Below are 26748 nucleotides of genomic sequence, written 5' to 3'. Positions count from 1 at the left end.
GGTGCGTTGTGAAAGTTCCGTTCACCTGGAAGGTCACCGGCTGGTTCATGGTCGGCTGGTCGGCCGAGTTCCCGCTCGGCGAGGCCCGGCCGCTGCGCTACTTCGGCGAGGACCTGGTCGCCTATCGTGACGAGGCGGGCGAGGTACACATTCTGACCGGGCATTGCCGGCATCTCGGCGCCCATATCGGCCACGGCGGCAAGGTCGTCGGCGACTGCGTGGAATGCCCGTTCCACGGCTGGCGGTGGGGACCCGACGGCACCAATCGCAATATCCCCGGCGAGAACCGGGTCAACCGTGGCCTGAAACTGCAGGTATATCCCGTCAACGAGCAGAACGGGTGTGTGTTCATGTGGCACCACCCGGAGGGGAAGGCGCCGCAGTGGGAGATGCCCGACATCCTCACGATGTTTCCCGAGTTGGGTTCCGATCCCACGCAGTACTACCGGCCCTATCCCGAGTTCTCGAGCAAGACCGAACGCGAGCCGGTGCACCCGCAGGTCGTGCTCGAGAACGGCCCCGACAGCCTGCACTTCGAATACGTTCACGGCGCGACGGTCACCCCGCAGATGCTGGACTACAGCGCGGTCGATCACACCTGGAACTTCCTGACCGGGTGGCCCGACGCGCGCAGCGATGATCCGGACAAGATGGCGTTGAAGATCCACGCGCAGATGTTCGGGCTCGGCGGTTCGATCAGCGCGTTCGATGGATCGTCGAAACATCGGCTGATCTTTGCCACCACACCGGTCGACGACGAGTGCTCGGACCTGTTCTACTCGATCTGGTGGCCGAAGAATCCGGGCGATGATTCCGACGTACCGCCACCGGAAGTTCGTGCGCGGGTGGAGAAACAGTTCCTGGTGACGGTCTGGGAGGATCTGAGCATCTGGCGCTACCAGAAGTACGTCGAGCGACCACCGCTCTCGCCGAAGGACGCCAAACCCTATCTGTCACTGCGCAAGTGGGCCACCCAGTTCTACGATGTTCCGCCGGTGGACGCCACCACGGTGTCGTCGTGAAGCGCGCCGTAGACGGCGCGGCGCCCGGGTGAGTGCCCGGCCGCTGGCCGAGCTCGTGGCCCCCGCGCACACCGCCGTGATCACCCAGGAATGCCAGGGTGCGGTGGTCGGTGCCGCCGCCGGACTGCCCGCGCTCGCCGAGGAGGCGCGCCGCACGGCGCTGCCCAATATCGGAGCACTGCTGCCGGCGGCCCGTACTGCCGGGGTACAGGTCGTGCACTGCCTGGTGTGGCGACGTGTCGACGGTCTCGGCTCCAATCACAATGCGAAACTGTTCGCCCTCGGTCGCCGCGGCGTCGCGGTGACCCCGGGCAGCGAGGGCGCGAGGCTGCTGCCCGAATTCGGGCCGGAGCCTGCCGATCTGGTGCTCGGCCGCCAGCACGGGCTCGGGCCGATGGGCGGCACCGACCTCGATGCGGTGCTGCGCAATCTCGGTATCAAGACCATTGTGGCGGTCGGGGTTTCGCTGAATGTGGCGATACCGAACCTGGTGATGGACGCGGTCAACGCCGCCTACGACGTGGTGCTGCCGCGCGATGCGGTGGCGGGCATTCCGCGCGAATACGGGGAGGCGATCATCGACAACACTTTGTCGCTGATCGCCACCGTCACCACGACCGAGGAGTTGCTGGCCGCCTGGCGTTGAGCACCGGCCGACCACAGGACGACACAGGGCGCTCCAGCCTCCGTGAGGCAGGAGCGCCCTGTGCGCACGTCGTGGGTCAGTCACTGGACGGAAGTTGTTTGGCCTCCTTGAGATCGAGCGGCACCGCGTTCACGTCGAGGGTGCCGCTACCTGCCTGCGTGACCAGGATTTCGGCGCCGGTCTCGTGGACATAGCGCTTGCCGACCGCGGTCCCGCCGGCGAACGCGGGATCGAGAACCGCGCCGGTGTCGGAAACCGCGCCGATGGGCACCATGGGGACGCCGCCGCAGCGCAGGCCGTCGATGGCGTCGGTGGATTTGATGACGATGACCTGTGTCTGACAGACCTGGCTCGTCAGCCGGGTGCCGCTCTTGATCACGATGCCTCCATGGCGATAGACGGGACGGCCGAGAATTCCTGAACGAGAGTGCGCCGCAGGATCTTTCCCGTCGGCGTGGTGGGCAGCTGGTCGCGGAACACGACACGGTCCGGTGTACGCGAGCCCCGCAGATTCTCGCGCACATACGCACGCAGCAGTTCCGGGTCCGGCGCGGTGCCGGGGGAGGGCACGACGACGGCGACGATGATCTGTCCCCACTGCTCGTCGGGCACACCGATCACGGCGACCTCGCGCACCTGCGAATGTTCGACGAGAACGTCTTCGAGTTCGGCGGGCGCGATGTTCTCGCCACCGCGAATGATGGTGTCGTCGGAGCGTCCACCGATGAACAGGAAGCCGTCGGTATCGAGTTCGGCGAGATCCTTGGTGGGGAACCAGCCGTCGGGATCGAGGACCGAACCGATCTCGGCGTACACGCCCGACACCTGCGGTCCCCGGACGAACAGTTCGCCGACTTCGCCCGGCCCGAGGACGGTGCCGGTCGCGTCGCGGATCTGCAACTCGACACCGGGCACAGCCCGGCCGACCGAGCCGAGCCGCCTGGCGATAACGGGATCGCTGGAGCCGTGGGCGATCCGGTGATCCTCGGGAGTCGACACGGCGATGGTCGAGCTGGTCTCGGTGAGACCGTAGGCGTTGACCAGGCCGACTTCGGGCAGCAGCTCGATGGTCGCGCGGACCAGCGGCAGCGGTGCCTTGGATCCGCCGTAGGCGAGGGTGCGCAGCGTCGGCAGATCGATGCCGGGCCTCGCGCGGAGCGCGGTGACGATGCGGTCGAGCATGGTGGGCACGACCGTGGCGTTGGTGATCCGTTCCGCGCGGACGAGTTCGATCCAGCGGGTGGGGTCGAACTGCCGCAGGTACACCGTCCGTCGGCCGGCATACAGATTCGACAGCGCCGCGCCGACCCCGGCGATGTGATAGGGCGGCACGCACACCAACGCCGCGTCGTCGGGTTCGGCGGAGGCGAACTCGACGGTCCCCATCACATAGCCGGTGAGATTGGCATGCGTCAGTTCGACGGCCTTGGGCCGCGAAGTCGTACCGGAGGTGAACAGCAGCACGGCAACGTCATCGGGCGAGGCGTCCTGCACTGTGTGGTCCCCGCTCGAGGTCCGCAGGGCCGCGAAGAACAACGCGGAGTCGATGACCTGTTTGCCGCAACCCGCCACCATGTCGAGGTATTCGGCGTCGACAACGATCAGCGGTGCGGGCAGCCGGTCGATCAGCTCGCGCAGCGCCGCCGCGCTGAGGCGGTAGTTCAGCGGCGTGAACGCCACCGCGGCGCGCGCGGATCCGAACAGCAACAGCGGCAGCATGATGCCGCCGGTTCCCACATACGCGACATGCTCGGCGCCCGAGGAACCGATCAGTCCGGCCGCCCGATCGGCCAGCTCGCTCAATTCCGCGGCGCTCGTTCGCGTGCCGTCGGAGACGACCGCGGCCCGCTCCGGTTCACTGGCCGCGACCATCTCGAGCATCACCGAAATGCTCACTACATCACCTCATCGGTTTCAGAGAAGGAGGCGGCCACCCTGGCGTGCATGCCGAGAGTGGCCGCGTCGTCGTGCGGTCAGCCCGCGTTCTGGGCGGTAGCCGCTTTGATCTGGGCCTGGAACGCCTGGAGCTTGGCCTCGGACGTGGAGTTCTTGTGCTTGCGGGCCTGGATGCTGACGTCGTGGTCGGCCGCGGCCGCCCGCAGCGCACCGACGGTGGCCTGCTCGCGCGGAATGTGCTGGAACGGGTCGAAGGAGTACCAGCGCATCGCGTTGAGATGGGTCATCTTGTCGATCTCGTCGTCGGGCACCTGCTCGCGCCCGAGGACCTGCTCGAGCACCTCGGGCGCGTCGGGCCACATGGAATCGCTGTGCGGGTAGTCCATCTCCCACATGATGTTGTCGATGCCGATCTCGTGGCGCAGCCGCACGCCGATCGGATCGCTGATGAAGCAGGTCATGAAGTGGTCGCGGAACACCTCCGAGGGCACCTTCCCGCCGAAGTCCTGCATCGTCCAGGTGGAGTGCATCTCGAAGGTACGGTCGACGCGCTCGAGGAAGTACGGAATCCAGCCGGTGCCACCCTCCGACAGCGCGATCTTGAGGTCCGGGTACTCCTTGACCGGGCGCGACCAGAGCAGGTCCGCCGCGGCCTGCACGATGTTCATCGGCTGCAAGGTGATCATCACATCCGGCGGCGAGTCGACCGCGGGGATCGACAGCCGTCCCGAGGAGCCGATGTGGACATTGAGGACGGTGTCGGTGTCGACGAGGGCTTTCCACAACGGATTCCAGAACGGATCGTGGAAGCTCGGGTATCCCAGCGCAGCGGGATTCTCGCTGAAGGTCAGCGAGTGCACGCCCTTGTCCGCGACCCGGCGGACCTCGGCGGCGCACAACTCGGCGTCCCAGATCACCGGCAGCGCCATCGGGATGAACCGGCCGGGGTAGGCGCCGCACCATTCGTCTATGTGCCAGTCGTTGTAGGCCTGTACCAGGGCGAGGGAGAAGTTCGAGTCCTCGGTCGCGAACAGCCGTCCGGCGAAACCGGGGAAGGACGGGAAGTTCATCGACGCCAGCACCCCGCCCGCGTTCATGTCCTTGATGCGCTCGTGGACGTCGAAACACCCGGGGCGGATCTCGTCGAGGCCGTCGGGCTCGAGCCCGTACTCCTCCTTCGGGCGCCCCGCCACGGCGTTGAGCGCCACGTTGGGAATGACGGTGTCGCGGAACTTCCAGACGTCGGCGCCGTTGTCGGTCCGCACCAATTGCGGCGCCTCGGCGGCGTACTTCGCGGGCAGGTGGTTCTTGAACATGTCCGGCGGCTCGATGATGTGGTCATCGACGCTGATCAGGATCATGTCGTTCTTATCCACGATCACACTCCTTATGTAATTACAGTAAGGCTTACAATATAGCCGATGGTCGGCTCAGTGGGCCATGAACAGGATTTGCTCGCGGCTGTATTCGTGGTCGGGGTGCTGCTCGGCGAGATGTCGTTGAGCTGCGGCGACCAGATCGTCTTCATCGGCGCCGCTCAGGAATTCACCGCACGGGCAGCTCAGGTATCGCTTCATCGCTCGGCCCGGCCCATGGTGGCGGTCACAGGATCGCCCCGCTTTCCTTGGCGGCGATGATGTCGTCCCATTCCAGGCCGAGCTCGAGCAGGATCGTCTCGGTGTGCTCGCCGTACTCGGGGGCCCGGCTCGCCGGTGCGGGCAGTTCGTCGAATTGCACCGGGGCGGCGACGGTTCGGTAGTCGTTGCCCGCGCTGTCGGTCACCGTCATGAGATAGCCGTTGGCCACGACCTGCGGATCGTCGAGGACTTCGCGCGGGCTCGCGATGGTCGCCCACACGCCCGGCTCGTCGGCGAGGGCCTTCTGCCAGTCGGCGAGATCGCGCTCGGCGAAGGTCTTGCGCAGTTCGGCTGTCGCGGCCTCCTGGTTGACGACCAGGTTCGCCAGCGGCACGAATCGTTCGTCGACACCGAGATCCGGTCTGCCGATGCGCTCGCAGAATCCACGCCAGTAGCGATCGGCTTGGAGCAGGACGAGTTGGACCCAGCGATTGTCCCGGGTTCGGTACCGGTTCACCGCGGGATTCGGGGCGGTGCCTGCCACACCGATCGGAATGCGGTCGATGTCGTAGTAGTCCGCGGCCGCGATATCCGGTGCGACAGCCCACATGCCCTGCGCCAGCAGCGAACTGTCGACCAGCGGGGCGTGTCCGGTGCGTTCGCGATGGAACAGCGCCGCGGTGACGCCACCGGCCAGGGTGATGCCGCCCTGGAGGTCACCGAAGGCCGGCCCCTGGATCATCGGGAATTCGGCGTTCGTCGGCGTCAATGCGTAGGCGACGCCGCCGCGGGCCAGATAGCTCGCGGCATCGAACCCGCCCCGGTTCTTCTCCGGACCACGGCTGCCTGCGCCGCTGCCCCTGGCGATGATCACGTTCGGGTTGAACTCGCGGATCTGCTCGACGGTGAATCCGGCTCGCTCGAGCGGGCCGGGCAGCCAATTGGTCAGGAACACATCGGCACCGGCGATCAACCGGCCGAGGATCTGCCTGCCCTGTTCGGACTTGATGTCGACACCGATGCTGCGTTTGCCGTGATTGCCGAGCTCCATCATGAAGTTGGCGCGCACCGCGGTGCCGGTTCCGTCGAGACCGCCGATGGTCAGGTTGCGGCACGGATCGCCGCCACTGGTGTCCTCGATCTTGATCACATTCGCGCCCCAGTCGGCCAGTGCGGCTCCCGCACTCGGCACATAGGTCCACGATGCCAATTCGATCACTGTGACGCCATTGAGCAAACCGGACATCGGCGCTCCTCTCCCGCGATTGATACGTGTAGTGAAGTACTATACGGTAATCATTACAGTTACTCATCCAGGATGGCCATCGGGAGGCAATGTGAGCGACGTCGTCGAAGAGCGGACGGCCCTGAGTCCGGAGTGGGGTCGCCGGGCAGCCGCTGGAGCCGAGCACCGCATGCTCATCGATGGTGAGTTGACGGCAGCGGCGTCGGGTGGCTCGTTCGACAACCACAGCCCGGCCACCGGGCTGTTGCTCGGCACTACCGCGGCAGCCGAGGAGCAGGACATGCTGCGCGCGATCGCCGCCGCTCGGCGTGCTTTCGACGAGACCACGTGGTCGACCGACGGCGACCTGCGTCGCCGGTGTCTCGAACAACTCCAGCGCGCGCTGGAATCGGAGATCGAGCTGTTGCGCACCGAACTCGTCGCCGAGGTCGGCTGCCCGGTGATGACCACGCAGAACGCGCAATTGGAATGGCCGCTCGCCGAGGCGCTGCGGTATCCGGCGGGTCTGATCGATGACTTCGAGTGGGAGCGGGTGCTCGAGGGCGGTGGCCTGTTCGGTGATCGCAACAGGCGCACCGTTGTCCAGGAGCCGGTGGGCGTGGTCGCCGCGATCTGCCCGTCGAATTTCCCGATCGAGGTCATCCTCAACAAGCTGGGTCCGGCGCTGGCGGCCGGGAACACCGTCGTGCTCAAGCCGGACCCGAACACGCCGTGGAACGCCACCCGACTCGGCCGGCTGATCGCCGAGCACACCGACTTCCCGCCCGGCGTGGTGAATGTCGTGACTACCCCCTCCAACGAGGTGGCCGGTCTGCTGGCGACCGACCCCAGGGTCGACCTCATTTCCTTCACCGGCTCGACCGCGGTGGGCCGCACCCTCCTGCGTCACGGCGCGGGCACGATGAAACGCACCTTCCTCGAGCTCGGTGGAAAGTCCGCGCTCATCGTGCTCGACGACGCGAAACCGGAGAACGCGGTGCGCAGCGCCATCGGTGTGTGCGTGCACGCGGGCCAGGCCTGCGCGGCGACGAGCCGGATGCTGGTGCACCGCTCGATGTTCGACGACATGGTCGCGGCGGTCGGGGCGGCGTTCGCGGCGGTACCGGTGGGCGATCCGGTGCTGGGGCACACGCTGGTCGGCCCGGTCATCAACGCGGCCCAGCGAACCCGGGTACTCGACGCGTGCGCGCAGGCCATTCGTGACGGCGCGCAGCTGGTCACCGGCGGTGGTCTGCCCGCCGATCTGCCCGCTCATCTGGCGGACGGCCATTTCGTCGAGCCGACGGTGTTCGTCACCCAGAACCCGGAATCGGCCATCGCCCAGGACGAGATCTTCGGTCCGGTCCTGGTGATGATCCCGTTCTCCGACGACGAGGAGGCGGTGCGGATCGCCAACAACAGCGCCTTCGGGCTGGCGGGCGCGGTGTTGTCACAGTCCGACGAACGCAGCATGGGGATCGCCCGTCGGCTCAGGACCGGCGCGGTCGGCGTCAACGGCGGCATGTTCTACGGCGCCGACGCACCGTTCGGCGGCTACAAGAACAGCGGCGTCGGTCGCCAGTGCGGCATCGAGGGATTCCAGCAGTACCTGGAGACCAAGACCATCGGCTCCCGGTTGCCACGACAGCGCTGAATTGCTTGTCGGGCAGAACAATTCACCATCGAAGTACGGAAAGGTTGTCACCAGTGGGAAAATTGGACGGCAAGGTCGCGGTCATCTCGGGCGCGGCGCGAGGTCAGGGACGCTCGCACGCGGTGAACCTCGCCGCTGAGGGCGCGAGCATCATCGCCTTGGACATCTGCGCCGACCTCGAAGGCAATACCTACCCGCTCTCGCGGCCCGAGGACCTGGAGGAGACGGGCAGGCTGGTCGAGAAGGAAGGTGCGCGTTTCCATCCGGTGATCGTCGACGTGCGCGAGCGCGGCGCGGTCTGGCAGGCGATAGCCCAGGGTGTCGAAGCGCTGGGGCGGCTCGACATCGTGGTCGCCAACGCGGGTATCGCCCCGCTGGGGCGCGGTCAGACCATCCAGTCCTGGTCGGACACCATCGACACCGATCTCGTCGGCGTGTTCAACGTCGTGCAGGCGAGCCTTGCTCATCTGGGCCCCGGGTCGTCGATCATCGCCACGGGCTCCCTCGCCGCGCAGCTGGGCAGTTCGACCAAGCAGGGGCCGGGCGGTTCCGCGTACAGCCTCGCGAAACAGGTTGTCGCGCACTACGTGAACGATCTGGCGATCCAGCTCGCGAAGAAGTCGATTCGTGTCAACGCGGTGCATCCCACCAACGTCGACACCGACATGCTGCACAACGACGGCATGTACAAGATCTTCCGCCCGGATCTCGAGGCTCCGACCCGCGCCGACGCCGAGGCTGCCTTCCCCGCGATGCAGGCCATGCCCGTCCCCTACATCCAGCCACAGGACGTCTCGAACCTGGTGGTGTTCCTCGCTTCCGACGACGCTCGATACATCACCGGCAGCCAGTTGCGGGTGGATGCGGGTGGTTTCGTCAAGGCCGTGCCCTGGGGGAAGTGAGCGATGACCGACACGACGACGGTGTACAAGCTCTACCGCTGTGTCATCTGCGGATGGGAGTACGACGAGGAACTTGGCTGGCCGGACGACGGGATCGAACCGGGCACCCGCTGGGACGACATCCCCGAGGACTGGACCTGCCCGGACTGCGGCGCCGAGAAGGCCGAGTTCGACATGGCGGAGGTCTATCGGTGACGATGTCGCGGCCGATACGCTGCGCCACCTGCACGACGCGGCCCGATTGCGACAGATTTCGGCGCGACAGCGCGGGATAACGTTCACCCGCAGAACTCGACCGACCGCCGCTTCGCCGATCGAAGCGGCGGTCGGTTCGTTCAGGACGGCACCTTCGCTGTCCGTGCCGCGTCGAGCAGATCGTCGTGGTCGGTGAGTTTGACCCGTGGCCTGCCGTCCGGCGTGCCCGCGGCCTGCTCGGCCAGGTCGATGGCTTTCCATCCCGCGCGGTCGACGACATCGGGCTGCCGCTCGTCGATGAGGGCCGCGAGTGCGGCCCGATCACCGGTGGGCGCGGTGAGTCGGCCCGCGACGAAGTCGGCGACGAGGTGCTCGACGGTCTCCGCCGAGTCGACGCGGTTGGACCCGATGACACCGCGCGGCCCACGCTTGATCCAGCCGCTGACATAGACGCCGGCGATCGAGGACCCGTCCGCGCCGATGACGCGCCCGTGCTCGTTGGGCACCACACCTCGGGCCTCATCGAAGGGCAGATCGGGCACAGCGGCTCCGCGATACCCGATCGAACGCAGTACGAGGCCGGTCTCCAGACGCTCGATGCGATCGGTGGCCCGCGCCACCCGCTGTCCGTCCCGGTCGACCAGTTCGTTGTGGGCGAACTCGAGGGATTGGACCCGACCGCTGCCGCGGATCCCGGTCGGAGAAGTCAAGTAGCGGAACACGATCCGCTTGTTCCCGGGGTCGGTTCGGTCGCCCGCGTATTCCTCGGCCAGGGCGTACTTCAAACGCAGGGACGGCCCGGCGTCCGGATTGTCCAGGACAGCACGGTCGCGCGGGTCCAGCGCGAGATCGGCCTCGTCGATGATCACGTCGACACCGTCGAGATGGCGCAGCGCCATGAACTCCGGACCGGTGTAGGCGGCCTGCAACGGGCCGCGCCGCCCGAGTAGCACGACCTCGCGGATGTTGCTGTCGCGCAGCGCCGTGAGGGCGTGGTCGGCGATATCGGTCCCGGCCAGCTCGTCCGGCGCAACGGTCAGCACGCGGGCAACGTCGAGGGCGACGTTGCCGTTGCCGACGATCACCGCGCGCGGCCCGGAGAGGTCGAATACGCGGTCGGCGTAGTCGGGGTGGCCGTTGTACCAGGCGACGAATTCGGTGGCCGAATGCGAACCCGGCAGATCCTCGCCGGGCACACCCAGCCGACGGTCGCTCGACGCGCCGACGGCATAGAGCACCGCGTGATGGTGGACCATGAGTTCCTCGTGGGAGATGTGCTTGCCCACTTCCACATTCAGGTAAAAGCCCACCGCGTCGCCACGGAACGCGGACTCGAACAACCGTGTCACGGTCTTGGTGCCCGGATGATCGGGGGCGACCCCGGCGCGCACCAGGCCCCACGGTGTCGGCAGCCTGTCGAAGATCTCGACCTCGGCGGCGCAGCGACGCCGTAGCTCATCGGCGGCGTAGCACGCGGCGGGTCCGGCGCCGACGATCGCGACCCGAAGCGTGCCCAGATCCTTCGGTGGGCGGGTCGCGGGCACGATCGAATCGAACGTCGGGCCGAGCGGATGATGCTGGAAATAGGTGGCGTTGATATCGCGGAATCGCGCCAGCGACGCGGTCAGGCTGTCTTCGGGGAAGATCGCCTCGACCGGGCACGCATCCGCGCACGCACCGCAATCGATGCAGGTGTCGGGGTCGATGTAGAGCATTTCGGCCGTCGCGAATTCGGGGTGGTCCGGCCGAGGGCGAATGCAATCGACCGGGCACTCGGCGACGCAGGTGGCGTCGTTGCAACAACGCTGGGTGATGACATAGGCCATGTGTGCTGCTCCTTCAGGAGAGTGAAATGCCCAGTCACTCCGGCCGATCGGGTCTCCGACTGCTGGCGCGCAATGGTGACTGGTGGTATTACTGTAATGGCAACTGGAAGGCATTCGTAGTCATTCCTCGGCGACGACGCGCGGCCCGGAAGGTCGAACAGATGGGAGCCGGTGATGCCGGACAGTGACAAGCCACTCGCGGGCAAGACCCTGATCATGTCGGGCGGTAGCCGCGGCATCGGCCTCGAGATCGCCAAGCGGGTGGCCGGAGACGGGGCGAACATCACCCTCGTCGCCAAGACCGATCAGCCCCACCCGAAGTTGCCGGGCACTGTGCACACCGCGGCAGCGGAACTCGAACAGGCCGGTGGAACCGTTTTGAAGGTCGTCGGTGATGTGCGCGACGACGCGGTGGTCGCGGCGGCGATCGATCGGACGGTCGAACGCTTCGGCGGGATCGACATCGTGGTCAACAATGCCTCGGCGATCGACCTGTCCACCACCGAGGCCCTGTCGATGAAGGCCTACGACCTGATGCTCGACATCAACTGCCGAGGCAGCTTCCTGCTGTCCAAGCTCGCCCTCGCGGCATTGAAGAAGTCCGCGCTGGCCGGACGCAACCCGCACATCCTGACTCTGTCGCCACCACTGAATCTCGATCCACGCTGGGCCGGTGCCCATCTCGGCTACACCATCGCCAAATACGGTATGTCGCTGACCACGCTGGGATTGGCCGAAGAACTGCGCGCCGACGGTATCGGCGTGAACTCGCTGTGGCCGCGCACCACGATCGCCACGGCGGCGATCCGGAACCGGCCCGGCGGCGAGCAGCGGATCGCCACCTCACGCACGCCCGCCATCTGTGCCGATGCCGCCTATCTGGTGCTCACCTCGCCCGCCGAACACATGACGGGCAACTTCCTGATCGACGAGGAGGTGCTGGCCGAGCACGGGATCACCGACCTCGACAGGTATCGGGCCGTTCCCGGCGATGCTCCGCTGACCGTCGATCTTTTCCTCTAGCGCAGGAAGTCCGAGACGATGACGGAAGAGCTTGTGCTGCAACAGTTGCGGCGCGGCGGGGTGTGCACGTTGACACTGCATCGCCCGCATCGCAAGAACGCGATCAATATCGGTCTGTGGATCGCCCTGCGCGAGGCGCTGGACACGATCGCGCACGACCCCACCGTGCGAGCGGTCGTCCTCACCGGGGCAGGTGGATCGTTCTGCTCCGGCGCCGACGTCGTCGACAGCGATCCCTACGCCGCGCCGTTCACCAAACTGCAGGCGATCTCGGAGGTCGCCCAGCGGCTGCACGATCTGTCGGTGCCCACCATCGCCAAAGTGCGCGGTGTCGCCGTCGGCGCCGGCTGGAATCTGGCGTTGGGGTGCGACCTCGTCGTCGCGACACCGGATGCGACGTTCTCCCAGGTCTTCGCCCGCCGCGGGCTCTCGCTCGACTGCGGCGGATCGTGGCTGCTGCCCAAGCTCGTCGGCGTGCAACAGGCCAAGCGGCTGGCACTGCTGGCCGAGACGATCGATGCCGCCACGGCGCTCGCGCTCGGCCTGCTCACCTGGGTCACCCCCGAGGCCGAGATCGACGACTTCGTCGACCGGGTCGCCGACCGGCTGGCGGCCGCCCCGCCGATCGCCGTCGCACAGACCAAGGCGCTGCTCAACGAGGGCGTCGACCGGACGATGCACGAGGCGCTTGCCAGTGAATCGCGTGCGCAAGCAGTCAACTTCGCGACAGCCGATGTCCCCGAGGCGTATGCGGCGTTCGCGCAGAAACGAGAAGCCGCCTTCACCGGGGCGTGGAACGTCCGCCGACCCGACGGCGACCGATAGCTCGCCCGTTATTCGGCCCTGGCGGCGGACTTGCTGCGTCGCGGGGCGGCGACCTTTTTCGCTGCCACTGTTTTCTTGGCCGCTACGGTCTTCTTTGCGGCCACGGTCTTTTTCGCGGCCACGGTCTTTTTCGCCGGTCCGGCGGCCGCCTTCTTGGCAGGAGTGGCCTTCTTGCTCGGCGCTGACGGCGGCCCGTCGATCAATCGGCTCGCCCGCTCGAGAATGGCCTCGAGGCCGTACTCGAAATTGTGATCGTCGGGAGCGCCGCTGTGGTGGCCTCGCGCGCCCGCGTCGGTCAGCAGCGGTGTGGCTTCCGGGGAAATGGTGAGGTGCTCGTAGTACGCACCGCGCTCGTTACCGGATTCCTTGTTCTTGTCGTAGAGCCGCTGCAGGACAATGGATCCGCGGGTGTGCAACTGGATCGCCGAGTAGGTATCCACGGCGTCGTCGAGCGGCAGACCGGCTTCCATGAGGCCGGCGATCACCTGCTCGGTCATTTGTGCGCCGAGTTGCGCGCTTCGCGGGCTGAGTGCCGATCGGATGAGGATCAGATCGCAGAGAATGGGGTTGCCCAGGAACGTCTCCCGCATGGTCCTGGCGTGGTTGCGCATGGTTTCGCGCCAGTCACTGGCCTCGATGAACGGGGCCGCGCTCGCATACTGTTGCAGTGCGCGATCGGTCATGGCGTTGAGGAGATCGTCTTTTTTGCGGAAATACCAATAGATGCTGGTTACTCCGACATCGAGATGCTTGCCGAGCATCGGCATACTCAAATTGTCGAGCGAAACACCTTCGGCGAGTTCGAATGCGCCGTCGATGATGTCCTCGGGGTTGAGTGAGCCCCGCTCGCGCCGCTGCCGTTTCTCCGCTGCCGCTTGCTGTTTCACCATGCCGTAACCACCTTTGTGAAGTCCCTGGGTTGCCGACGTCACCTGTTGTCGGCGCTGTGCCGCCGATACCGGTGGTACGCGCCACAGTAAATGCTACCGGGGGGCATTCTATCGGGTCGTCGAGCCGATCATGGGGAGGGGGCGAACCAGTGTCGGCAGCGCGTCGAAAACATTCGATAGATGCATTACTGTATTCAATACAGTAATGTGTTCGACACAGTAGGGGTAGATCATGACCAGTAGCGGACCCAACGGATTCGACGCCAGGTCCTGGTTGTTCGCCCCCGGTGACAGTGCCCGAAAGATGGCCAAGGCGGCCGCCGGCCCCGCCGACATCGTGCTCATCGATCTCGAGGACGCCGTCGCGGCCGCCGAGAAGCCCGCCGCCCGGCAACGAACCGCGGATTTCCTCGCAGCACACTCGGATTCGGACCGCCGACGACTGTGGGTTCGAGTCAATCCGCTCGACGGGCCGTACACACTGGCGGATCTGGCCGCGATCGTGCCCGCGCGACCGGGTGGGATCATGCTGCCCAAATCACGTGGTGGCCACGACGTGCGGACGCTGGACCACTATGTGTCCGCGTTGGAGGTCGCCTCCGGTGCCGAACCGGGCGAGATCGGCGTGATCGTGCTGGCACCGGAATCCGCCGAAGCCGTCTTCACCACCGGAACCTATCGGGGCGCACCGAGATTGACCGCGCTCACCTGGGGTGTGGAAGACCTGGCCGAGTCGCTGGGCGCCAGTACGAACCTCGGTCCCGACGGAGGCTACGGCTTCACCTACGAACTGGCGCGGAGTCTGTGTCTGGTCGGCGCGGCGACCGCCGGGGTGGCCGCCGTCGACACCATCTACGGCGACTATCGCGATCTGGACGGTGTGCGTGCGCGTGCCGAAAAGGCCCGCCGCGAGGGCTTTCGGGGGATGCTGGCCATTCACCCGGACCAGGTGGAGGTCATCAACGCGGCCTTCGCGCCGAGCGATCAGGAAGTGGCCGCTGCCAAGGAGATCGTGGATCTGTTCGCCGCCGATCCCGAGGCCGGCGCGATCGGCTATCGGGGAGCTCTGCTGGATCGACCCCATCTGGCCAGGGCGCAGGCGCTACTCGCCACCCGGCGGCACGCCTGATCCTCGGTCGCGGCGATGCGGCACGCGGCGAGGATGCGGGAATTCCGCGCCCTCGCCGCGAGATCAACTTTCGGTCGCGATGACGGCCGCGTCGCGCAATTCCGCGAGGGCGGTCGGTGACAGGTCGAGTTGCTCGCGCAGCACGGCTTCGGTGTGTTCGCCGAGCCGTGGGGCCGGCTGCGGCGCGGTGTGGGAGCCGTTCACCGAAGCGGGGGCGCTGGGTGCGAGGTAGGTGCCGATGCCCGGTTGCAACATCGACGCGAACAATGGATTCGCGGTGACTCGTGGATCACCGGCGACTTCGTGAAATGTCCGGTAGCGCTCCCACAGGATCGAGGTCCGTTCCAGCGCAGCCGTGATCTCGACGCCCGTGCGGGCGCGAAACCACGGCGTGAACAGGCCGGTGAGGACATCACGGTGGTGGTACCGGGCGCCCTCGTCGGTGAAGTCGGCGTCCAAGGCCGTGGCGAGCGCGTCGACGACGGCGCGGGTTCCGGTGAGTTCGGTGAGTGCGTGAAAGTGCCGGGACGTGAGGGCGACGATCATGAACGTGGCACCGTCGGCCCCGGTGAAATGCTGACCGTACTGGCCGTAGATGGCGTTGCCCAGGCGCGGCCGCGGCGTCTCGCACAGCATCGCCTCGGTGAGGAAACCGAGATTTCCCGCCGTCGCCAGCGCGACATCCTCCAGCGGCAGCGTGATCCGGCTGCCCTCCCCGGTCGCCTCGCGGTGCCGCACGGCCCCGGTGATCGCCAGCGCGGCGTACATTCCGCAGAGCAGATCCCACGCGGGCAGAACCTGATTGATCGGCCCCGCGTGCTCGGCGGGTCCGGTAACCATCGGAAAACCGACCGCGGCGTTGACGGTGTAGTCCACGGCAGTCGATCCGTCGGCACGTCCGAGGATTTCGAGCCGGATCAGATCAGGACGCTGCGCGGCGAGCGTGTCGTAGTCGAGCCAGCTCCGCCCCACGGTGTTGGTGAGCAAGATTCCGCCTGCCGGTCCGCCGCCGGTGATCAGGCGCGAGATCAGTTGTTGCCCAGCGCCGGAGCGCAGGTCGGCCGCGACCGAGCGCTTGCCCTTGTTGAGGCCGGTCCAGTAGATGCTCGCACCGTCGTCGGTGATCGGCCAGCGATGGTAGTCGGCCGCCCCGCCGATGGGGTCGACCCGGATCACGTCGGCACCGAGTTGGCTCAGGGTCATCCCTGCCAGTGGTGCGGCGACGAAACTGGAGATTTCCACCACCCGTACCCCGGCCAACGGCCGCGCCGCCGATCTCCCGGTCTCGTTCATCGGAGGGTGCTCGCGGGCTGGGCGGCAGCGAGGCTTTCCCGCAGGCCGACGACGTCGACTTCGCCGGTCGTTCCGCGGGGTACGCGATCGGGGGAGTCGAGCAATACCCACACTGTCGGAACCTTCAGTTCTTCGTCGGCGCAAAGCAGCAGCGGCTTGTCGGGATGAGCGCGCGCGGTGCGGTGCAGCACCTCGACGATCGTGGACGAGTAGGGCGTAATCGGCTCGTGGTAGTCGATATCGCTCATCGGCCTCGCACTCCATCTTCACTCAATACTGTTTGCTATACGGTAGAGATTACCGTTGCCAGCGCTGAACAAGGTAGCAAGCATCGGCTCCCGGGGAAAGCGCTGCGGGACCGGGCTCGGACTTCACCCGGCGTGCGCGATGCCCGCATCGCCGTTGAGTGCCGCGTCGAGTACCTCGAGTCGGGCGCGCGGAAAGGCGCGCGCGACCGGCGTCCACTTCTCGACCAGGTCGAAGCCGTGGTAAGCGCCGGGCACCACCCGCAGGGTGCAGGGAACGCCTGCCTGCCGAAGGCGTTCGGCATAGACGAGGTCTTCGTCGTAGAACAGGTCGTTGGTTCCTACGCCGATCCAGGCCGGTGCGAGCGCGGCAAGGTTCTCGCAGCGGGCCGGCGCCGCCAGCGGCGATATGTCGTCACCGGCAGGGCCGAGGTAGGAACGCCAGCCGAGCCGGTTGCTCTGTTCGTTCCACATCCGCAGCCGGCCGGGGGACGGGTAGGTGCGCCCGGTGGTCCGGTCGTCGAGCATTGGATAGGACAGCACCTGGAGAACAGGACGGACCTCAGTGCTCCAGGTGCTGAGGTGGGCCAATGCGGCGGCCAACCCGCCGCCCGCACTTTCGCCGACGATCGCGATCCGCCGGGCATCGACATCCGGTCGAGCTGCCAGCCAGCGCAGCGCCGCGTAGCAGTCCTCTAGTGGGGTGGGGAACGGGTGTTCAGGTGCTAGCCGGTACTCGACCGAGGCCGCGACCGCGCCGAGTTCGTCGGCGACCTGTCGGCAGAATCCGTCACCCATCGCCGCATTGCCGATGAGATATCCGCCGCCGTGTACGAACAGAACCGCGGGTGCTTTCGGTCGGGGGCGGCGGGGCTGGAACAGCCGGACCGTGACATTCGTGTCGACCTGCGCGAGCACGCCTTTCGACGGTGGTCGTTTGCCGCTGCGAGCGGTCAGTTTCCTGATGAGACCTACCGACCGTGCTCCGACAGCCGTGTGTGGCAGGTATCGGGCCAGACGGAGGTCGGGGTGAAAGTCGGTACGTTCGTCCACGGACGCTCAGGCCACCATCTCGTCGTAGTCATTCGGCTGCCTCATCGATCTTGCCCCTCGATCGTGCGCTTCGCGTGATCCAGGATGCATTGCAGCCCCCACTCGAAGTTCTGGTCGTCCGGCGCTCCCGTCCGCCTGCCTTTGGCCATGGCGGCCGCGAGCAGCGGAGTCGTCTCGGGGTCGACGTGGATGACGTCATAGTAGGCGGTCGCGTCGCTGCCGAGCTCCTGGTTCTTGTCGTGGAGTCGTTGGAGGACCACCGAGCCCTGGACGTGCAGGTTGACCGCGGAGTAGACGGTGAAGGCTTCGTCGACGGAGAGCCCGGCCTTGACGAGGCTCGCGACCGTGCGCTCCACCTGTTCGGCGCCCAGTCTCGCCGCATGCTGACTGAGCGCCGAACGGATCAGGACCAGGTCGCACAGGATCGGATTGCTCAGGAAGGCGCGGCGCATGGTGCGCGCGTGACGCATCAGCGACTCCCGCCAGTCGTGTGCTTCGACGGAAGGGTACGGCACCGCGTAGATGAACTGGCGCAGCGCGCGATCGGTCATGGCGTTGAGCAGGTCGTCCTTCTTACGGAAATACCAGTAGATGCTCGTGACGCCGACGTCGAGGTGTTTGCCGAGCAACGGCATGCTGAGCCCGTCGACCGAGACCTGTTCGGCGAGCTCGAACGCGCCGTCGATGATGTCAGCGGGATTGAGCGATCCGCGTTCGCGCCTGCGACGTGGCTGCCCGACTTGTCGACCGGTCATGGCGCGACTTGCTGGTCGGCGGCGGCGTATACCGGGTCACGCTTTTCGGCGAAGGCGGCGAAGGCTTCGATCACGTCGGCACCGGTGAGGTTGACACCGGCGGCCCGCGCTTCGGCATCCAGCGCCTCGGACAACGTTCGATCGGTTCCGGCGTTGAGCAGGTCTTTGGTCTGTCGCAGCGCGACGGGCGGTCCCGCCGCCAGCTTGGCGGCTATGTCGTGGACGAACTCATCGATCGTCTCGACCGGTTGCAGCCAGGTGACAAGCCCGAGCTCGTCGGCCTGTTCGCCGGTGATCATCTCGGTCAGCAGGGTCAGGCGCTTGGCCTGTTGTAAGCCGATGAGCCTGGGCAGCAGCCATGAGCCACCGCAGTCCACCGACAGCGCCCGGCGGGCGAAGATCTGGCAGAACCGTGCCTCGGGGGTCGCGACGACGAGATCGCAGGCCAGCGCGAGGTTCCACCCCGCGCCGACCGCGACGCCGCGCACCTTTGCCACCGTCGGCACCGGTAGCTCGTGCAACAGCCGCACGGTCTCGTTGATGGTGTGCAATTCGCGAGCCGGATCAGGGAACTCGTCCATGCCCTCGGTCGCGGCGATATCGGCTCCCGCACAGAATGATTCGCCTGCCCCGGTGAGGACAACGGCACGCACCGCAGGGTCGTTCGCGATGTCACCCAGTGCCGCCCGCAGCGCGTGCCACAGCGGGGTGCTGATCGCGTTCTTTCGACGCGGACGGTTGAGTGTCAGCGTGCGCACGCCGGCGGTGTGGTCGATGAGCAACACAGGTTCGTCTGTCACTGGATCATCCTTTCGTCGCCGTCACGCCGGACGGGCGGGAAGTGGTGGTGCCGATCGCACCGCGATCACGGAGTGCCGCTATGTCGGATGGTGCGAATCCTGCTGCTGCCAAGACTGTTTCGGTGTGCTCGCCGAGCCCGGGAACCGCACCCATCGGCGGTGCGAAGCCCGCGATGACCGGAGGCGGCAACAGTGCGGTCACCGGACCCTCGGGAGTGCTGATCTCCCGCCATCGGCGGCGCGCCGCCAAATGAGGGTGCGCGATCACCTCGCTCGGCGTTCTGAAACGAGAATTCCCGATTCCTGCCGCGTCGGCCCGCGACTGGATGGTGTCCGCGTCGTAGCGCGCACACCATCGGGCGATCTCGGTGTCGAGTTCGGCCCGTAGCCGGACCCGGTCGAGGTTGCCCGCGTAGCGTGGGTCCTCGGCAAGGTCGGGCCGGTCGAGCAGATCCCGGGCGAGGCGCTGCCATTCACGGTCGTTGGTGGTGCCGAGGACCACGGTCTCGCCGTCCGCGGTGCGGTAGGCGCCGTAGGGGGCGACCGCGGGGGAGCTCATCCCGAGTGGTTGCTGATCTACCCCGGTATGGCGGGTGTAGGTGAGTTGGTAGCCCATCAACTCCGCGGCGGTATCGAACAGGCTCACCGATGCGCGGGTGAACGGGGCGGGTTCGGTGCCATCGCCGGTGCGCCCGGCGGATGACCGTTTGCCACAGATCATCGCCAGGATCGTCAGCGCGGCGTACAAACCTGAGCCCACATCCGCGATGGGTGGGCCCGGCTTGGCCGGGGCTCCCGGCGAACCGGTGACCGCGCAGACTCCGGACTCGGCTTGGATCAACAGGTCGTAGGCGCGTTTGTGCGACAGAGGTCCCCCCGCGCCGTATCCGTCGATCTCCATCACCACCAGGTCCGGGTGCCGCTGCGCGAGTTCGGTCGGTGAGATCCCCAGTGCCGCGGTCGCCCCGGGTGCGAGGTTGGCGACGAAAACATCCGCGGTCGCGAGGAGCCGGTGCAATACCGCCATCCCGTCCGGATGCTTGAGGTCGACAGCGATGGACTCTTTGCCACGGTTGGCCCAGACGAAGTGCGCGGCGAGCCCGTGCACCACGTCGTCGTAGTGTCGCGCGAAATCGCCGCCGCGTGGGTTCTCGATCTTGATCACCCGGGCACCCAGATCGGCCAAGGCGCGGGTGCACATCGGTGCCGACACCGCTTGCTCGAGTGCGACGACGGTAATCCCGGCCAGCGGACCTCCCGACTCGTCCTGAACAGGGATGTGCACAGCTCACCTCATCATCGCTCGTCACCGCGCCGCTCTGGCATGGACCTTGTACTGTAACGTATACAGTAAGAGAGACCGAGTTGGTCACTGTTGCACTCGATGTGGTTCGTCGGCCAGTGGCACGCTGTCGTGCACAACGGCGTGCGCGGTGATCTGGACAAAGGAATTCGCGCAATGAAGTACGTTCTCGAGTATCCCGCTGAGCTGCCGACGGCATCCGACGAATTCTTGGAGCCCGCGGTTATCCGTGATGTCGTCAGCCAGGCCGAGGAATCCGGATTTGCCGCGGTGGCGCTCAGCGAGCACCCGGCGCCTTCGCTGAAGTGGCGGCGCAACGGCGGTCACAACACTCTCGACCCGATCGCGGCCCTGAGCTACATGGCCGGATTCACCGCACGTATTCGATTGCTCACCAATCTGTATGTGCTGCCATTTCGTAACCCGTACCTTGCGGCGAAAGCTCTGGGCAGTCTGGACATCGTGTCGGGCGGTCGCTTGATCGCCGGTGTCGGAGCTGGATACCTGCGTGCCGAGTTCGCCGCGGTGGGCGTCGACCATGAGCGGCGCGGTGAACTACTCGACCAGGCGCTCGGCGCCCTCCGTCATATTTGGACCGACCCGGAAACGCCTGTTGCCGGAATGAATTTCGGTGCACCGGGACCTCTGTGGTTGCAACCTCCGGCGCAGCGCCCGCACCCGCCGCTCTGGATCGGGGGCAACGGCAAGGCGGCTCGGCGTCGAGTCGTCCGGCACGGGAACGGGTGGATGCCGATCATCGCCGATGCGGGCATGGCCGCCGCCATGCGAACGACCGCTATCGAGAACGCCGAGGTGTTCGGTGCCGCCGTGGCTGACCTGCGCCATGGCCTGGCGGCAGCGGGCCGAGATGCCGACGCGGTTGACATCCAGGTCGTGTGTCCGCACCTGGACTTCGGCGATGCCGATACCGTGCGAGCGGCGTCGGTGTATCTGGCCGACCTGGAAAAGCGTGGCGCCACCTGGGCTGTTGTGCACGTCGACGGCTCGAGTCCGACCGCTGCCGCGCAGTTTGTGAAGTGCTTCGGGGAGCGGGTCATCGCAGGGGGTTGACCTGCGATGCGACTGGTGGGTCGAGCAGGCAACTTCAGGCGACCGCCCCTCGGGGATGGTATACAGTAGTACATACTGTAATTAGGACGGTATACCGATTCTCGCTGCGGCGAAGAGCAGCACGCTGGTGCGGGACGGTATATCTCACTGCGAATCGATAGTGGAGTCCCTCATGAACTCGAGAGTGCCAGCGGAGTACGAAGACCTCCTGCAGCGGCCGATCGTCGGTGTGCTCGGAACTGTGACCCCGCACGGTTCCCCCGACCTGGCGCCGATGCGCTTCAAATGGGATGGTGCGCATCTGCGGATGAGTCACACGATCCCACGGCGCAAGTTCACCAGTTTGCAGGCCAACCCGAATTACTCCTTTCTGATCACCGACCCGGAGATCCCCGGCAGATCGCTGCAGACGCAGGGATGGCTGGTCACGGTCCTGGGAGATGACGAGGGGGTCTTCTATCGTGAGCTGAACGAGTTGTACGGTGACACCGAGGCCGGGCTGCCCGATGATGTTGACGATCGCGTCGTGCTGATTCTCGACGTCACCAAGTTCACGGCGAAGTGACGGCTGTCCGAGTGCTGTGACGCGATGCCCGCAGTATCCCCGAAACGCGATGCGGCTCCCCCGTCGGTGACGGGGGAGCCGCACGCTTGCGCTCGATCATCCCGCTGATCAGCGGCTGGGTGATTCCAGGCCGATATTCGAGCCGATCAGGTCGAGTGCGTTGTCGCGCATCACTTTTCGTGTGTCCTCGTAAGAGAACTCCGGAAACTGCGGAATATCCGCGGTGAAGGTCGTCGGATCGGCGAGCCCCTCGCCGTGCGGCCAATCGGAGCCGAACAAGACCTTCTCCACGCCGATGGTCTCGGCCAGGAGTTTGACGTCGTCTTCGTAGTACGGCGCTATCCAGACGTTGTTCTTCAGTTGCTCCACCGGATCCTCGGTGAAGTGGTACGGCGCGGTATTCGCGGCCTTCTTCAAACGCTTGATCAACCGGTAGACGAAATACGAGCCGTTCTCGATGCTGACCACCTTGAGCTTCGGGTGACGCGTGAACACCTGGTGCACGATCATCGAGGCGATGGTGTCGTGGATCGCGCGGTCGTCGAGGAGGATCTGGTCGAGCGGATCCTTCTTCCCGAACCCTTCGAATGTCGCCGTGCCGCCCCACAGTGCGTTGATGGCGAGATATCCGCTGTCGGACAGATGAAAGCCGACCGGCACGCCGGCTTCGGCCAGGCGGGCCCACACCGGGTCGTGGAGCGGGTCTCCGAGGGATCGTGGGCGAGTCACGCCGGGTACGGGCGCGGGGCGGACGAGCACCATCTTGGCGCCACGGCCCAGCGCGTACTCGACCTCCTCGACTGCCGCCACCGGGTCGGCGAGCGAGATGATCGGCGCCGAGATGATGCGGTGGTCGGGACGATCGAATCCCCAGTCCTCATCGAGCCACAGATTGAAAGCGTGCACCGAGGCGATCGTCGCGGGAATGTCGTGCTTGAGCGCTTCCTCCACCCCGCAGGCGAAGGTCGGCAGCATGAAGACGGTCTCGAGGTTCTGCCGATCCAGGACGGTGACGCGGGCGTCGCGGTTCTGGTACTCGGGATGCTCCGACAGACGGTCTACCTTCATCAACGAGGCCGGATCGACACCTTCGGGAATCTCGCCGCGAAACAGCAGGTCGAGGCAACCCGGCTCGATGATCGGGTCGAACGTCGGGTTGGGGACGAATTGATTGACCTTTCCGCCCATGACCGCCAGCGTCCGCTTGCCGTCATTGAGCATCTGCACCCCGCGCTGTTTGAACTCTTTGGGCAGATGGCGAGTGAACGCGTCCAGTGGTTCGTAGTAGTGGTTGTCGACATCGACTGCCTGATAGTCCAGCTTTGTCATTCTGTGTCCTTTCGCAACCGGTTGTGCCGTCGGAGCCGTTCCGTCGTCGAAACCGGGCGATCGGCATCCGACACGGACGACGCCGTCGAGACCTCCGGGGAGACCATCGCGGGCGTAAACGTTTGACTTACTGTACCCCTTACGGTACGACCCTGCGCAAGTCCGACTTCAATCGGGCTGCGGTCTTCGTCCCGCGCGTCAGTCCGTCGCGCCGATCAATGCGAGTGTCCCTAGATCCCGAATCGCCCGGCAGCTACGCTCCAACATGACAAGGAAGATTTCTTCGCCACGCGCTGTCGGTGTTGCGAAGGCGGCACCGAGAGCGATGATCAACGGGGCCTGCACCATCCCGAATCTGTAATCCTGCCAGCACATTTCGGGTGTGTATCCGGTGACGCCGTAGTCGAGGAGTGCCCGGTGGTACACATCTACGAGGCTTTCCTCGCACGCCGCTCGCGTGTCGGGGTCCAGGCTGGTACCGGTGAAATAGGCGAGGTCGCGGGCAGGTAGTCCGGTCCGAGTGCCTCGCCCTTGCGGGCGTCGTCGGTGAGGTGGACCGGACCGTCTCGCCTGAGCCGGCCAATAGGTAGTAACCCAACTCATCTAGTTGCCGCTGTTCGGTGGCCATGGTCTACCTCGATCTGCAAGCGTGGATGCAACAGGGGATCCCACGCCTGGCGGGAGCCTCGGCCGTGGGCGAAGCTCGGCTCGGCGGAGGTTCGGCGCATTGTCGAGCGCGACGAGGGTTCGAGTAGGCCTCTCGGAGACGCTACCAATAGGGCAACGGTATTGTTATCAGTTTGATGAACAGTAGTCCGAACCATGCGCCGATGACTCGCTGAGTTCTCGAGCGGCCGCGTGGTGTGTCCTGTGGTCTGGCTGCCTTCTCGGCGAACCAGGGGTCGGGTAGTTCGGTCAGCGTCGTGTCGCGGGCAATCAGCGTTCCGCAGCCATACGTTCAGCACGTTCCTGTTTGGTGCGGGACGGGCTCTGATTTCAACGGCTTAGCGAAGGCTCGGTTGAAATCAGGCCGACCTGGCACATAGGGCGGGATCGGTGTGTACCCGGCCGAGGCGTAGAGGCGCATAGCGGCCTGGTTGTACGAGCCGGTCTCCAGGACGATCCGGGCTACGCCGTGCTCGAACGCGAATCGCTCGAGACCAGAGAGGACGAGCCGGGCCACCCCGCGTTTGCGATGGTTCGCCACCACGAACATCTTCCGGATCTCGGCTGTCCGCTCGGTAAGTGATGACGTGCGGAGTCCGCCGCAGGCGACCGGCTCGCCTGCGGTGTACGCGATTATGAACAGCCCTTGATGGGGTTCGTATTGCGCTGGTCGATCGAGATTCGGGGGATCGTCGAAGCCGACCATCGACCGACGCTCCTTGGCGTACTCCGCCATCAGCTGGACGGAGACCGGGTGGTCGAACCGATGTGGGACGAGCGTAGTAGTTCTGGAGGCCTCGGTGACTTGCCGAGCGTGCTTCACGGGTGCAGTGGAGGAATTCCGAGGCGAGGCCCCGGGTACCGGGCTCGGGTGCGACGTCATATCGAGGTTTATCCCACAGTCGAGGGCGTCGCCCGAAGTGATTGGACTTGGTCGGCGAGATGGCGGACCGCTGGCCGGCGATTGTGGGGAGCGGTGACTGGGAGCAGGCCGTCATCACTGCTGTGGGCCGTCCGTCGGCCGAGCGTGCGAGGCTGCTCTCGCTTCGTCTGGCCGAACTTTGCCAGGGAGCCTGGCTGCGGCCGGCCAACCTCGTCCGCGCGCTGCTTGCGGACCTGGCCACCGGGGTGCGCGACGTCAGGTCGCGCCGGCCCGCGCATTTCGCCAATGCGGCGACGTGCGCGGGCCGGCGTGATCCTGGACCTCGCGCGCCAGGCAGTTGTGTGCGGCGACGGGTGTCGACGGCTCAGATCACCGTGCCCACGTCGGTGTGGACGATGTTGTCGAGCGCGCGTTCGGCGACGGCGGCGATCGTCATCGACGGGTTGCACGCGGCGGTGTTTCCGGGCATGAGTGCGCCGTCGATGACGTAGAGACCGCGCTGACCGAGCACCCGGCCGTCCAGATCGCAGACGGTGCCCATATTCGCGCCACCGAGCGGATGCCAGGTGGAGGGGAATACGGAGTTGGTGTCGAGGAGCATGCTGTCGGGTCCGGCGATGCGGCGCACGGCGGGGTCGATGTGACCGTCCTGGATTGCCCGGTCGCCGTCGCCTGGCCAGCGCAGGGTCGCGCTGTCGGTGCCCGACTCGTAGACGAACTCGCCGCGCCCACTGCTCACGCCGTAGCCGACCAGCATCGTGCTGCCCGGATCGACGGCCAGCGGCGGAATCGAGGCTTGGATGACGGTGAACGCCGACTTCGGGTCGTCCCAGTTCAGGCTGCCGTACACGACCGGTCCGCCCTGTGCGGTGCCGAATCCGGCGGACGGGTTGCGCCACACATAGATTCGGTCCGCGTTGGTGCCCCAGCCGCCGCCGAGCCCATCGGGCAGGTCGGGGATCTGGCCCTTCGCGCCCGCCCGCACGAGCAGCCGGGTGGTGTTGAGGCTGCCTGCCGCGAGCACCAGCGTGGGCGTGGTGATGATCTTGTTCTCCAGCACGGTGCCCGCGACGTCGAGTCGATCGACCCGCACCACCCAACGGCCGTCGGGGGCGCGTTCGATATCGGTGACCTCGTGCAGGGTCTGCACGTCGACCCGGCCGGTGGCCTCGGCCGCCGCGACATAGGTGACGTCGACGGAGTTCTTGCCGCCGTTGTTCACACCCATCGCGCCGTCGCCGTTGGTATAGGACGGCTTCATCTCGCCGCGCAGTTCGGCCAGCGCGTAGTCCCAGTCGATGGGCATCGGGATCTTCGACAGCGGCATACCCGCGGCGCGCACGCGATCGGCGAAAATCCTTGCCGCCAGGTAGTTCTCGTGGTTGACCAGCTCGTCGGGCGCGGTGGCCAGGCCGAGCATGCGGGCGACCCGTGGATAGTGAACCCGGTCCATCAGCCCCCAGTCGAGCTCGGCCGGGAAGTGCGTCTCGAACACCTCGCGGGTGGGCTGCAGCGACATGCCCTGGTAGATCAGCGAGCCGCCGCCGAGGCCCGCGGCGCACAACGCGGTCATCCCGGCCCCGGCCACCGCCTCCACCAGACCGGCATACGGCTCGAAAACCAGCGGGCGGCCGAACAGTACCGGGTTGGAGCGGTGCCAGAGCAGGCGTTTGTCGGGTTGGGAGGCGCGCGGGAAGGTCTCCGCGTTGGGGCCGGTCGCCCATCTCCTGCCGCGTTCGAGCATCAGCACGTCGACGCCGGCCTGCGCCAGCCGCAGCGCGGTCACGCCGCCGCCGAATCCGGAACCGATGACGACGGCCCGGCGCTCGTGCCTGGTCAGCGGCACGCCGCCGGTGCGGACCGCGATGCCGCTGTGTGCCGAGGCGGTGCGCGAGGTGGCCAGGGCGAGCCCGGCAGCCGCGGCGCCGGTCAGCAGTGAGCGGCGGGTGAACTCGGACATGTCAGCAACTTTCAT

At 66.4% G+C, this 26748-nt stretch carries 26 protein-coding genes; 11 read left to right on the top strand and 15 right to left on the bottom strand.

Annotation, left to right across the window (positions count from 1 at the left end; translation table 11 throughout):
- The first annotated feature begins 8 nt into the window (after positions 1–8).
- On the top strand, positions 9–1022 hold the full coding sequence (locus ACFWO8_RS16750; RefSeq protein ID WP_378951141.1) for an aromatic ring-hydroxylating dioxygenase subunit alpha: 1014 nt from the start codon (positions 9–11) through the stop codon (positions 1020–1022).
- A gap of 28 nt (positions 1023–1050) precedes the next feature.
- Positions 1051–1668, top strand: a complete 618-nt coding sequence (locus tag ACFWO8_RS16745) for a cysteine hydrolase (protein ID WP_378951135.1) — start codon at positions 1051–1053, stop codon at positions 1666–1668.
- A 76-nt stretch (positions 1669–1744) separates the two neighbouring features.
- Here ACFWO8_RS16745 and ACFWO8_RS16740 read toward each other — a convergent pair whose 3' ends face one another.
- The 3 genes from ACFWO8_RS16740 to ACFWO8_RS16730 all read right to left on the bottom strand — a co-directional run bounded on the left by ACFWO8_RS16740 (position 1745) and on the right by ACFWO8_RS16730 (position 4940).
- Positions 1745–2047, bottom strand: coding sequence for a hypothetical protein (locus ACFWO8_RS16740; RefSeq protein WP_378951132.1), 303 nt, complete (start codon positions 2045–2047; stop codon positions 1745–1747).
- On the bottom strand, positions 2044–3564 hold the full coding sequence (locus ACFWO8_RS16735; protein WP_378951129.1) for a class I adenylate-forming enzyme family protein: 1521 nt from the start codon (positions 3562–3564) through the stop codon (positions 2044–2046). The genes ACFWO8_RS16740 and ACFWO8_RS16735 overlap by 4 nt, the downstream gene beginning before the upstream one ends.
- 77 nt (positions 3565–3641) lie before the next feature.
- A complete protein-coding gene (locus ACFWO8_RS16730; protein ID WP_378951126.1) occupies positions 3642–4940 on the bottom strand; it encodes an amidohydrolase family protein in 1299 nt (432 codons plus the stop codon).
- Between the two features lie 45 nt (positions 4941–4985).
- Between ACFWO8_RS16730 and ACFWO8_RS16725 the strand changes: the two genes are divergently transcribed.
- Complete coding sequence (locus ACFWO8_RS16725; protein ID WP_378951123.1) at positions 4986–5201, top strand: hypothetical protein; 216 nt, start codon at positions 4986–4988, stop codon at positions 5199–5201.
- Here ACFWO8_RS16725 and ACFWO8_RS16720 read toward each other — a convergent pair.
- Positions 5167–6387: a CaiB/BaiF CoA transferase family protein gene (locus tag ACFWO8_RS16720; protein ID WP_378951120.1), complete on the bottom strand. Its 1221-nt coding sequence runs from the start codon at positions 6385–6387 to the stop codon at positions 5167–5169. The genes ACFWO8_RS16725 and ACFWO8_RS16720 overlap by 35 nt on opposite strands.
- A 91-nt stretch (positions 6388–6478) precedes the next feature.
- Between ACFWO8_RS16720 and ACFWO8_RS16715 the strand changes: the two genes are divergently transcribed.
- From ACFWO8_RS16715 to ACFWO8_RS16705, 3 genes are read left to right on the top strand one after another with little or no spacing between them, the layout of a single operon-like run.
- A complete protein-coding gene (locus ACFWO8_RS16715) occupies positions 6479–8020 on the top strand; it encodes an aldehyde dehydrogenase family protein (RefSeq protein WP_378951117.1) in 1542 nt (513 codons plus the stop codon).
- 53 nt (positions 8021–8073) lie between these two features.
- On the top strand, positions 8074–8922 hold the full coding sequence (locus tag ACFWO8_RS16710) for a mycofactocin-coupled SDR family oxidoreductase (RefSeq protein ID WP_378951113.1): 849 nt from the start codon (positions 8074–8076) through the stop codon (positions 8920–8922).
- 3 nt (positions 8923–8925) lie between these two features.
- The gene (locus ACFWO8_RS16705; protein ID WP_378951108.1) at positions 8926–9117 is read left to right on the top strand and encodes a rubredoxin; all 192 of its coding nucleotides are present in this window, start codon (positions 8926–8928) and stop codon (positions 9115–9117) included.
- Between the two features lie 140 nt (positions 9118–9257).
- Here ACFWO8_RS16705 and ACFWO8_RS16700 read toward each other — a convergent pair whose 3' ends face one another.
- Entirely contained in the window at positions 9258–10943 is a 1686-nt protein-coding gene (locus tag ACFWO8_RS16700) for an FAD-dependent oxidoreductase (protein WP_378951105.1), read from the bottom strand.
- A gap of 174 nt (positions 10944–11117) precedes the next feature.
- Here ACFWO8_RS16700 and ACFWO8_RS16695 point away from each other — a divergent pair, with 174 nt between their 5' ends.
- Complete coding sequence (locus ACFWO8_RS16695; protein ID WP_378951102.1) at positions 11118–11966, top strand: SDR family oxidoreductase; 849 nt, start codon at positions 11118–11120, stop codon at positions 11964–11966.
- 18 nt (positions 11967–11984) lie between these two features.
- Positions 11985–12791, top strand: coding sequence for an enoyl-CoA hydratase/isomerase family protein (locus ACFWO8_RS16690; protein WP_378951099.1), 807 nt, complete (start codon positions 11985–11987; stop codon positions 12789–12791).
- A gap of 8 nt (positions 12792–12799) precedes the next feature.
- Here the strand turns inward: ACFWO8_RS16690 and ACFWO8_RS16685 are convergent, their stop codons facing one another.
- On the bottom strand, positions 12800–13678 hold the full coding sequence (locus tag ACFWO8_RS16685; RefSeq protein ID WP_378952018.1) for a TetR/AcrR family transcriptional regulator: 879 nt from the start codon (positions 13676–13678) through the stop codon (positions 12800–12802).
- A 235-nt stretch (positions 13679–13913) separates the two neighbouring features.
- On the opposite strand from ACFWO8_RS16685, the gene ACFWO8_RS16680 reads away from it, so the two are divergent.
- Positions 13914–14810: an HpcH/HpaI aldolase/citrate lyase family protein gene (locus tag ACFWO8_RS16680; RefSeq protein ID WP_378951096.1), complete on the top strand. Its 897-nt coding sequence runs from the start codon at positions 13914–13916 to the stop codon at positions 14808–14810.
- Between the two features lie 63 nt (positions 14811–14873).
- Here ACFWO8_RS16680 and ACFWO8_RS16675 read toward each other — a convergent pair whose 3' ends face one another.
- The 6 genes from ACFWO8_RS16675 to ACFWO8_RS16650 form a co-directional block, all read right to left on the bottom strand.
- A complete protein-coding gene (locus ACFWO8_RS16675) occupies positions 14874–16103 on the bottom strand; it encodes a CoA transferase (protein ID WP_378951093.1) in 1230 nt (409 codons plus the stop codon).
- Entirely contained in the window at positions 16100–16351 is a 252-nt protein-coding gene (locus ACFWO8_RS16670; RefSeq protein WP_378951090.1) for a hypothetical protein, read from the bottom strand. The genes ACFWO8_RS16675 and ACFWO8_RS16670 overlap by 4 nt, the downstream gene beginning before the upstream one ends.
- A 123-nt stretch (positions 16352–16474) precedes the next feature.
- Positions 16475–17266, bottom strand: a complete 792-nt coding sequence (locus ACFWO8_RS16665; RefSeq protein WP_378951087.1) for an alpha/beta hydrolase — start codon at positions 17264–17266, stop codon at positions 16475–16477.
- A 176-nt stretch (positions 17267–17442) separates the two neighbouring features.
- The gene (locus tag ACFWO8_RS16660; protein ID WP_378951084.1) at positions 17443–18156 is read right to left on the bottom strand and encodes a TetR/AcrR family transcriptional regulator; all 714 of its coding nucleotides are present in this window, start codon (positions 18154–18156) and stop codon (positions 17443–17445) included.
- Positions 18153–18956, bottom strand: a complete 804-nt coding sequence (locus ACFWO8_RS16655; RefSeq protein ID WP_378951081.1) for an enoyl-CoA hydratase/isomerase family protein — start codon at positions 18954–18956, stop codon at positions 18153–18155. Before ACFWO8_RS16655 ends, ACFWO8_RS16660 begins: the two co-directional genes overlap by 4 nt.
- 4 nt (positions 18957–18960) lie before the next feature.
- Positions 18961–20157 carry a CaiB/BaiF CoA transferase family protein gene (locus tag ACFWO8_RS16650; protein ID WP_378952015.1) on the bottom strand — a complete coding sequence of 399 codons (1197 nt, stop codon included), beginning with the start codon at positions 20155–20157 and terminating at the stop codon, positions 18961–18963.
- Positions 20158–20415: 258 nt separating this feature from the next.
- Between ACFWO8_RS16650 and ACFWO8_RS16645 the strand changes: the two genes are divergently transcribed.
- Both ACFWO8_RS16645 and ACFWO8_RS16640 read left to right on the top strand, forming a co-directional pair.
- Positions 20416–21330: a TIGR03619 family F420-dependent LLM class oxidoreductase gene (locus tag ACFWO8_RS16645; protein WP_378951078.1), complete on the top strand. Its 915-nt coding sequence runs from the start codon at positions 20416–20418 to the stop codon at positions 21328–21330.
- A 172-nt stretch (positions 21331–21502) separates the two neighbouring features.
- Positions 21503–21895 (top strand): pyridoxamine 5'-phosphate oxidase family protein, encoded by a 393-nt coding sequence (locus ACFWO8_RS16640; RefSeq protein ID WP_378951075.1) that lies wholly within the window; start codon positions 21503–21505, stop codon positions 21893–21895.
- Positions 21896–22003: 108 nt separating this feature from the next.
- Here the strand turns inward: ACFWO8_RS16640 and ACFWO8_RS16635 are convergent, their stop codons facing one another.
- From ACFWO8_RS16635 to ACFWO8_RS16625, 3 genes are all read right to left on the bottom strand, one after another.
- Complete coding sequence (locus ACFWO8_RS16635; RefSeq protein ID WP_378951072.1) at positions 22004–23224, bottom strand: amidohydrolase family protein; 1221 nt, start codon at positions 23222–23224, stop codon at positions 22004–22006.
- Between the two features lie 958 nt (positions 23225–24182).
- A complete protein-coding gene (locus ACFWO8_RS16630; RefSeq protein WP_378951069.1) occupies positions 24183–24713 on the bottom strand; it encodes a GNAT family N-acetyltransferase in 531 nt (176 codons plus the stop codon).
- Between the two features lie 424 nt (positions 24714–25137).
- The gene (locus ACFWO8_RS16625; protein WP_378951066.1) at positions 25138–26733 is read right to left on the bottom strand and encodes a GMC oxidoreductase; all 1596 of its coding nucleotides are present in this window, start codon (positions 26731–26733) and stop codon (positions 25138–25140) included.
- Positions 26734–26748 lie beyond the last annotated feature (15 nt).

The sequence above is a fragment of the Nocardia sp. NPDC058480 genome (assembly GCF_042720495.1).
Taxonomy (GTDB): domain Bacteria; phylum Actinomycetota; class Actinomycetes; order Mycobacteriales; family Mycobacteriaceae; genus Nocardia.
This window is presented reverse-complemented; position numbering and strand designations above follow the sequence as displayed.

What these genes read in the sequence shown, in the direction of transcription:
- ACFWO8_RS16725 (WP_378951123.1), top strand. Translation starts at nt 4,986, where the DNA reads ATGGTCGGCTCAGTGGGCCATGAACAGGATTTGCTCGCGGCTGTATTC.
- ACFWO8_RS16720 (WP_378951120.1), bottom strand. Translation starts at nt 6,387, where the DNA reads ATGTCCGGTTTGCTCAATGGCGTCACAGTGATCGAATTGGCATCGTGG.
- ACFWO8_RS16705 (WP_378951108.1), top strand. Translation starts at nt 8,926, where the DNA reads ATGACCGACACGACGACGGTGTACAAGCTCTACCGCTGTGTCATCTGC.
- ACFWO8_RS16700 (WP_378951105.1), bottom strand. Translation starts at nt 10,943, where the DNA reads ATGGCCTATGTCATCACCCAGCGTTGTTGCAACGACGCCACCTGCGTC.
- ACFWO8_RS16695 (WP_378951102.1), top strand. Translation starts at nt 11,118, where the DNA reads ATGCCGGACAGTGACAAGCCACTCGCGGGCAAGACCCTGATCATGTCG.
- ACFWO8_RS16690 (WP_378951099.1), top strand. Translation starts at nt 11,985, where the DNA reads ATGACGGAAGAGCTTGTGCTGCAACAGTTGCGGCGCGGCGGGGTGTGC.
- ACFWO8_RS16680 (WP_378951096.1), top strand. Translation starts at nt 13,914, where the DNA reads ATGACCAGTAGCGGACCCAACGGATTCGACGCCAGGTCCTGGTTGTTC.
- ACFWO8_RS16675 (WP_378951093.1), bottom strand. Translation starts at nt 16,103, where the DNA reads ATGAACGAGACCGGGAGATCGGCGGCGCGGCCGTTGGCCGGGGTACGG.
- ACFWO8_RS16670 (WP_378951090.1), bottom strand. Translation starts at nt 16,351, where the DNA reads ATGAGCGATATCGACTACCACGAGCCGATTACGCCCTACTCGTCCACG.
- ACFWO8_RS16660 (WP_378951084.1), bottom strand. Translation starts at nt 18,156, where the DNA reads ATGACCGGTCGACAAGTCGGGCAGCCACGTCGCAGGCGCGAACGCGGA.
- ACFWO8_RS16650 (WP_378952015.1), bottom strand. Translation starts at nt 20,157, where the DNA reads ATGTGCACCCGCGCCTTGGCCGATCTGGGTGCCCGGGTGATCAAGATC.
- ACFWO8_RS16645 (WP_378951078.1), top strand. Translation starts at nt 20,416, where the DNA reads ATGAAGTACGTTCTCGAGTATCCCGCTGAGCTGCCGACGGCATCCGAC.
- ACFWO8_RS16640 (WP_378951075.1), top strand. Translation starts at nt 21,503, where the DNA reads ATGAACTCGAGAGTGCCAGCGGAGTACGAAGACCTCCTGCAGCGGCCG.
- ACFWO8_RS16635 (WP_378951072.1), bottom strand. Translation starts at nt 23,224, where the DNA reads ATGACAAAGCTGGACTATCAGGCAGTCGATGTCGACAACCACTACTAC.
- ACFWO8_RS16625 (WP_378951066.1), bottom strand. Translation starts at nt 26,733, where the DNA reads ATGTCCGAGTTCACCCGCCGCTCACTGCTGACCGGCGCCGCGGCTGCC.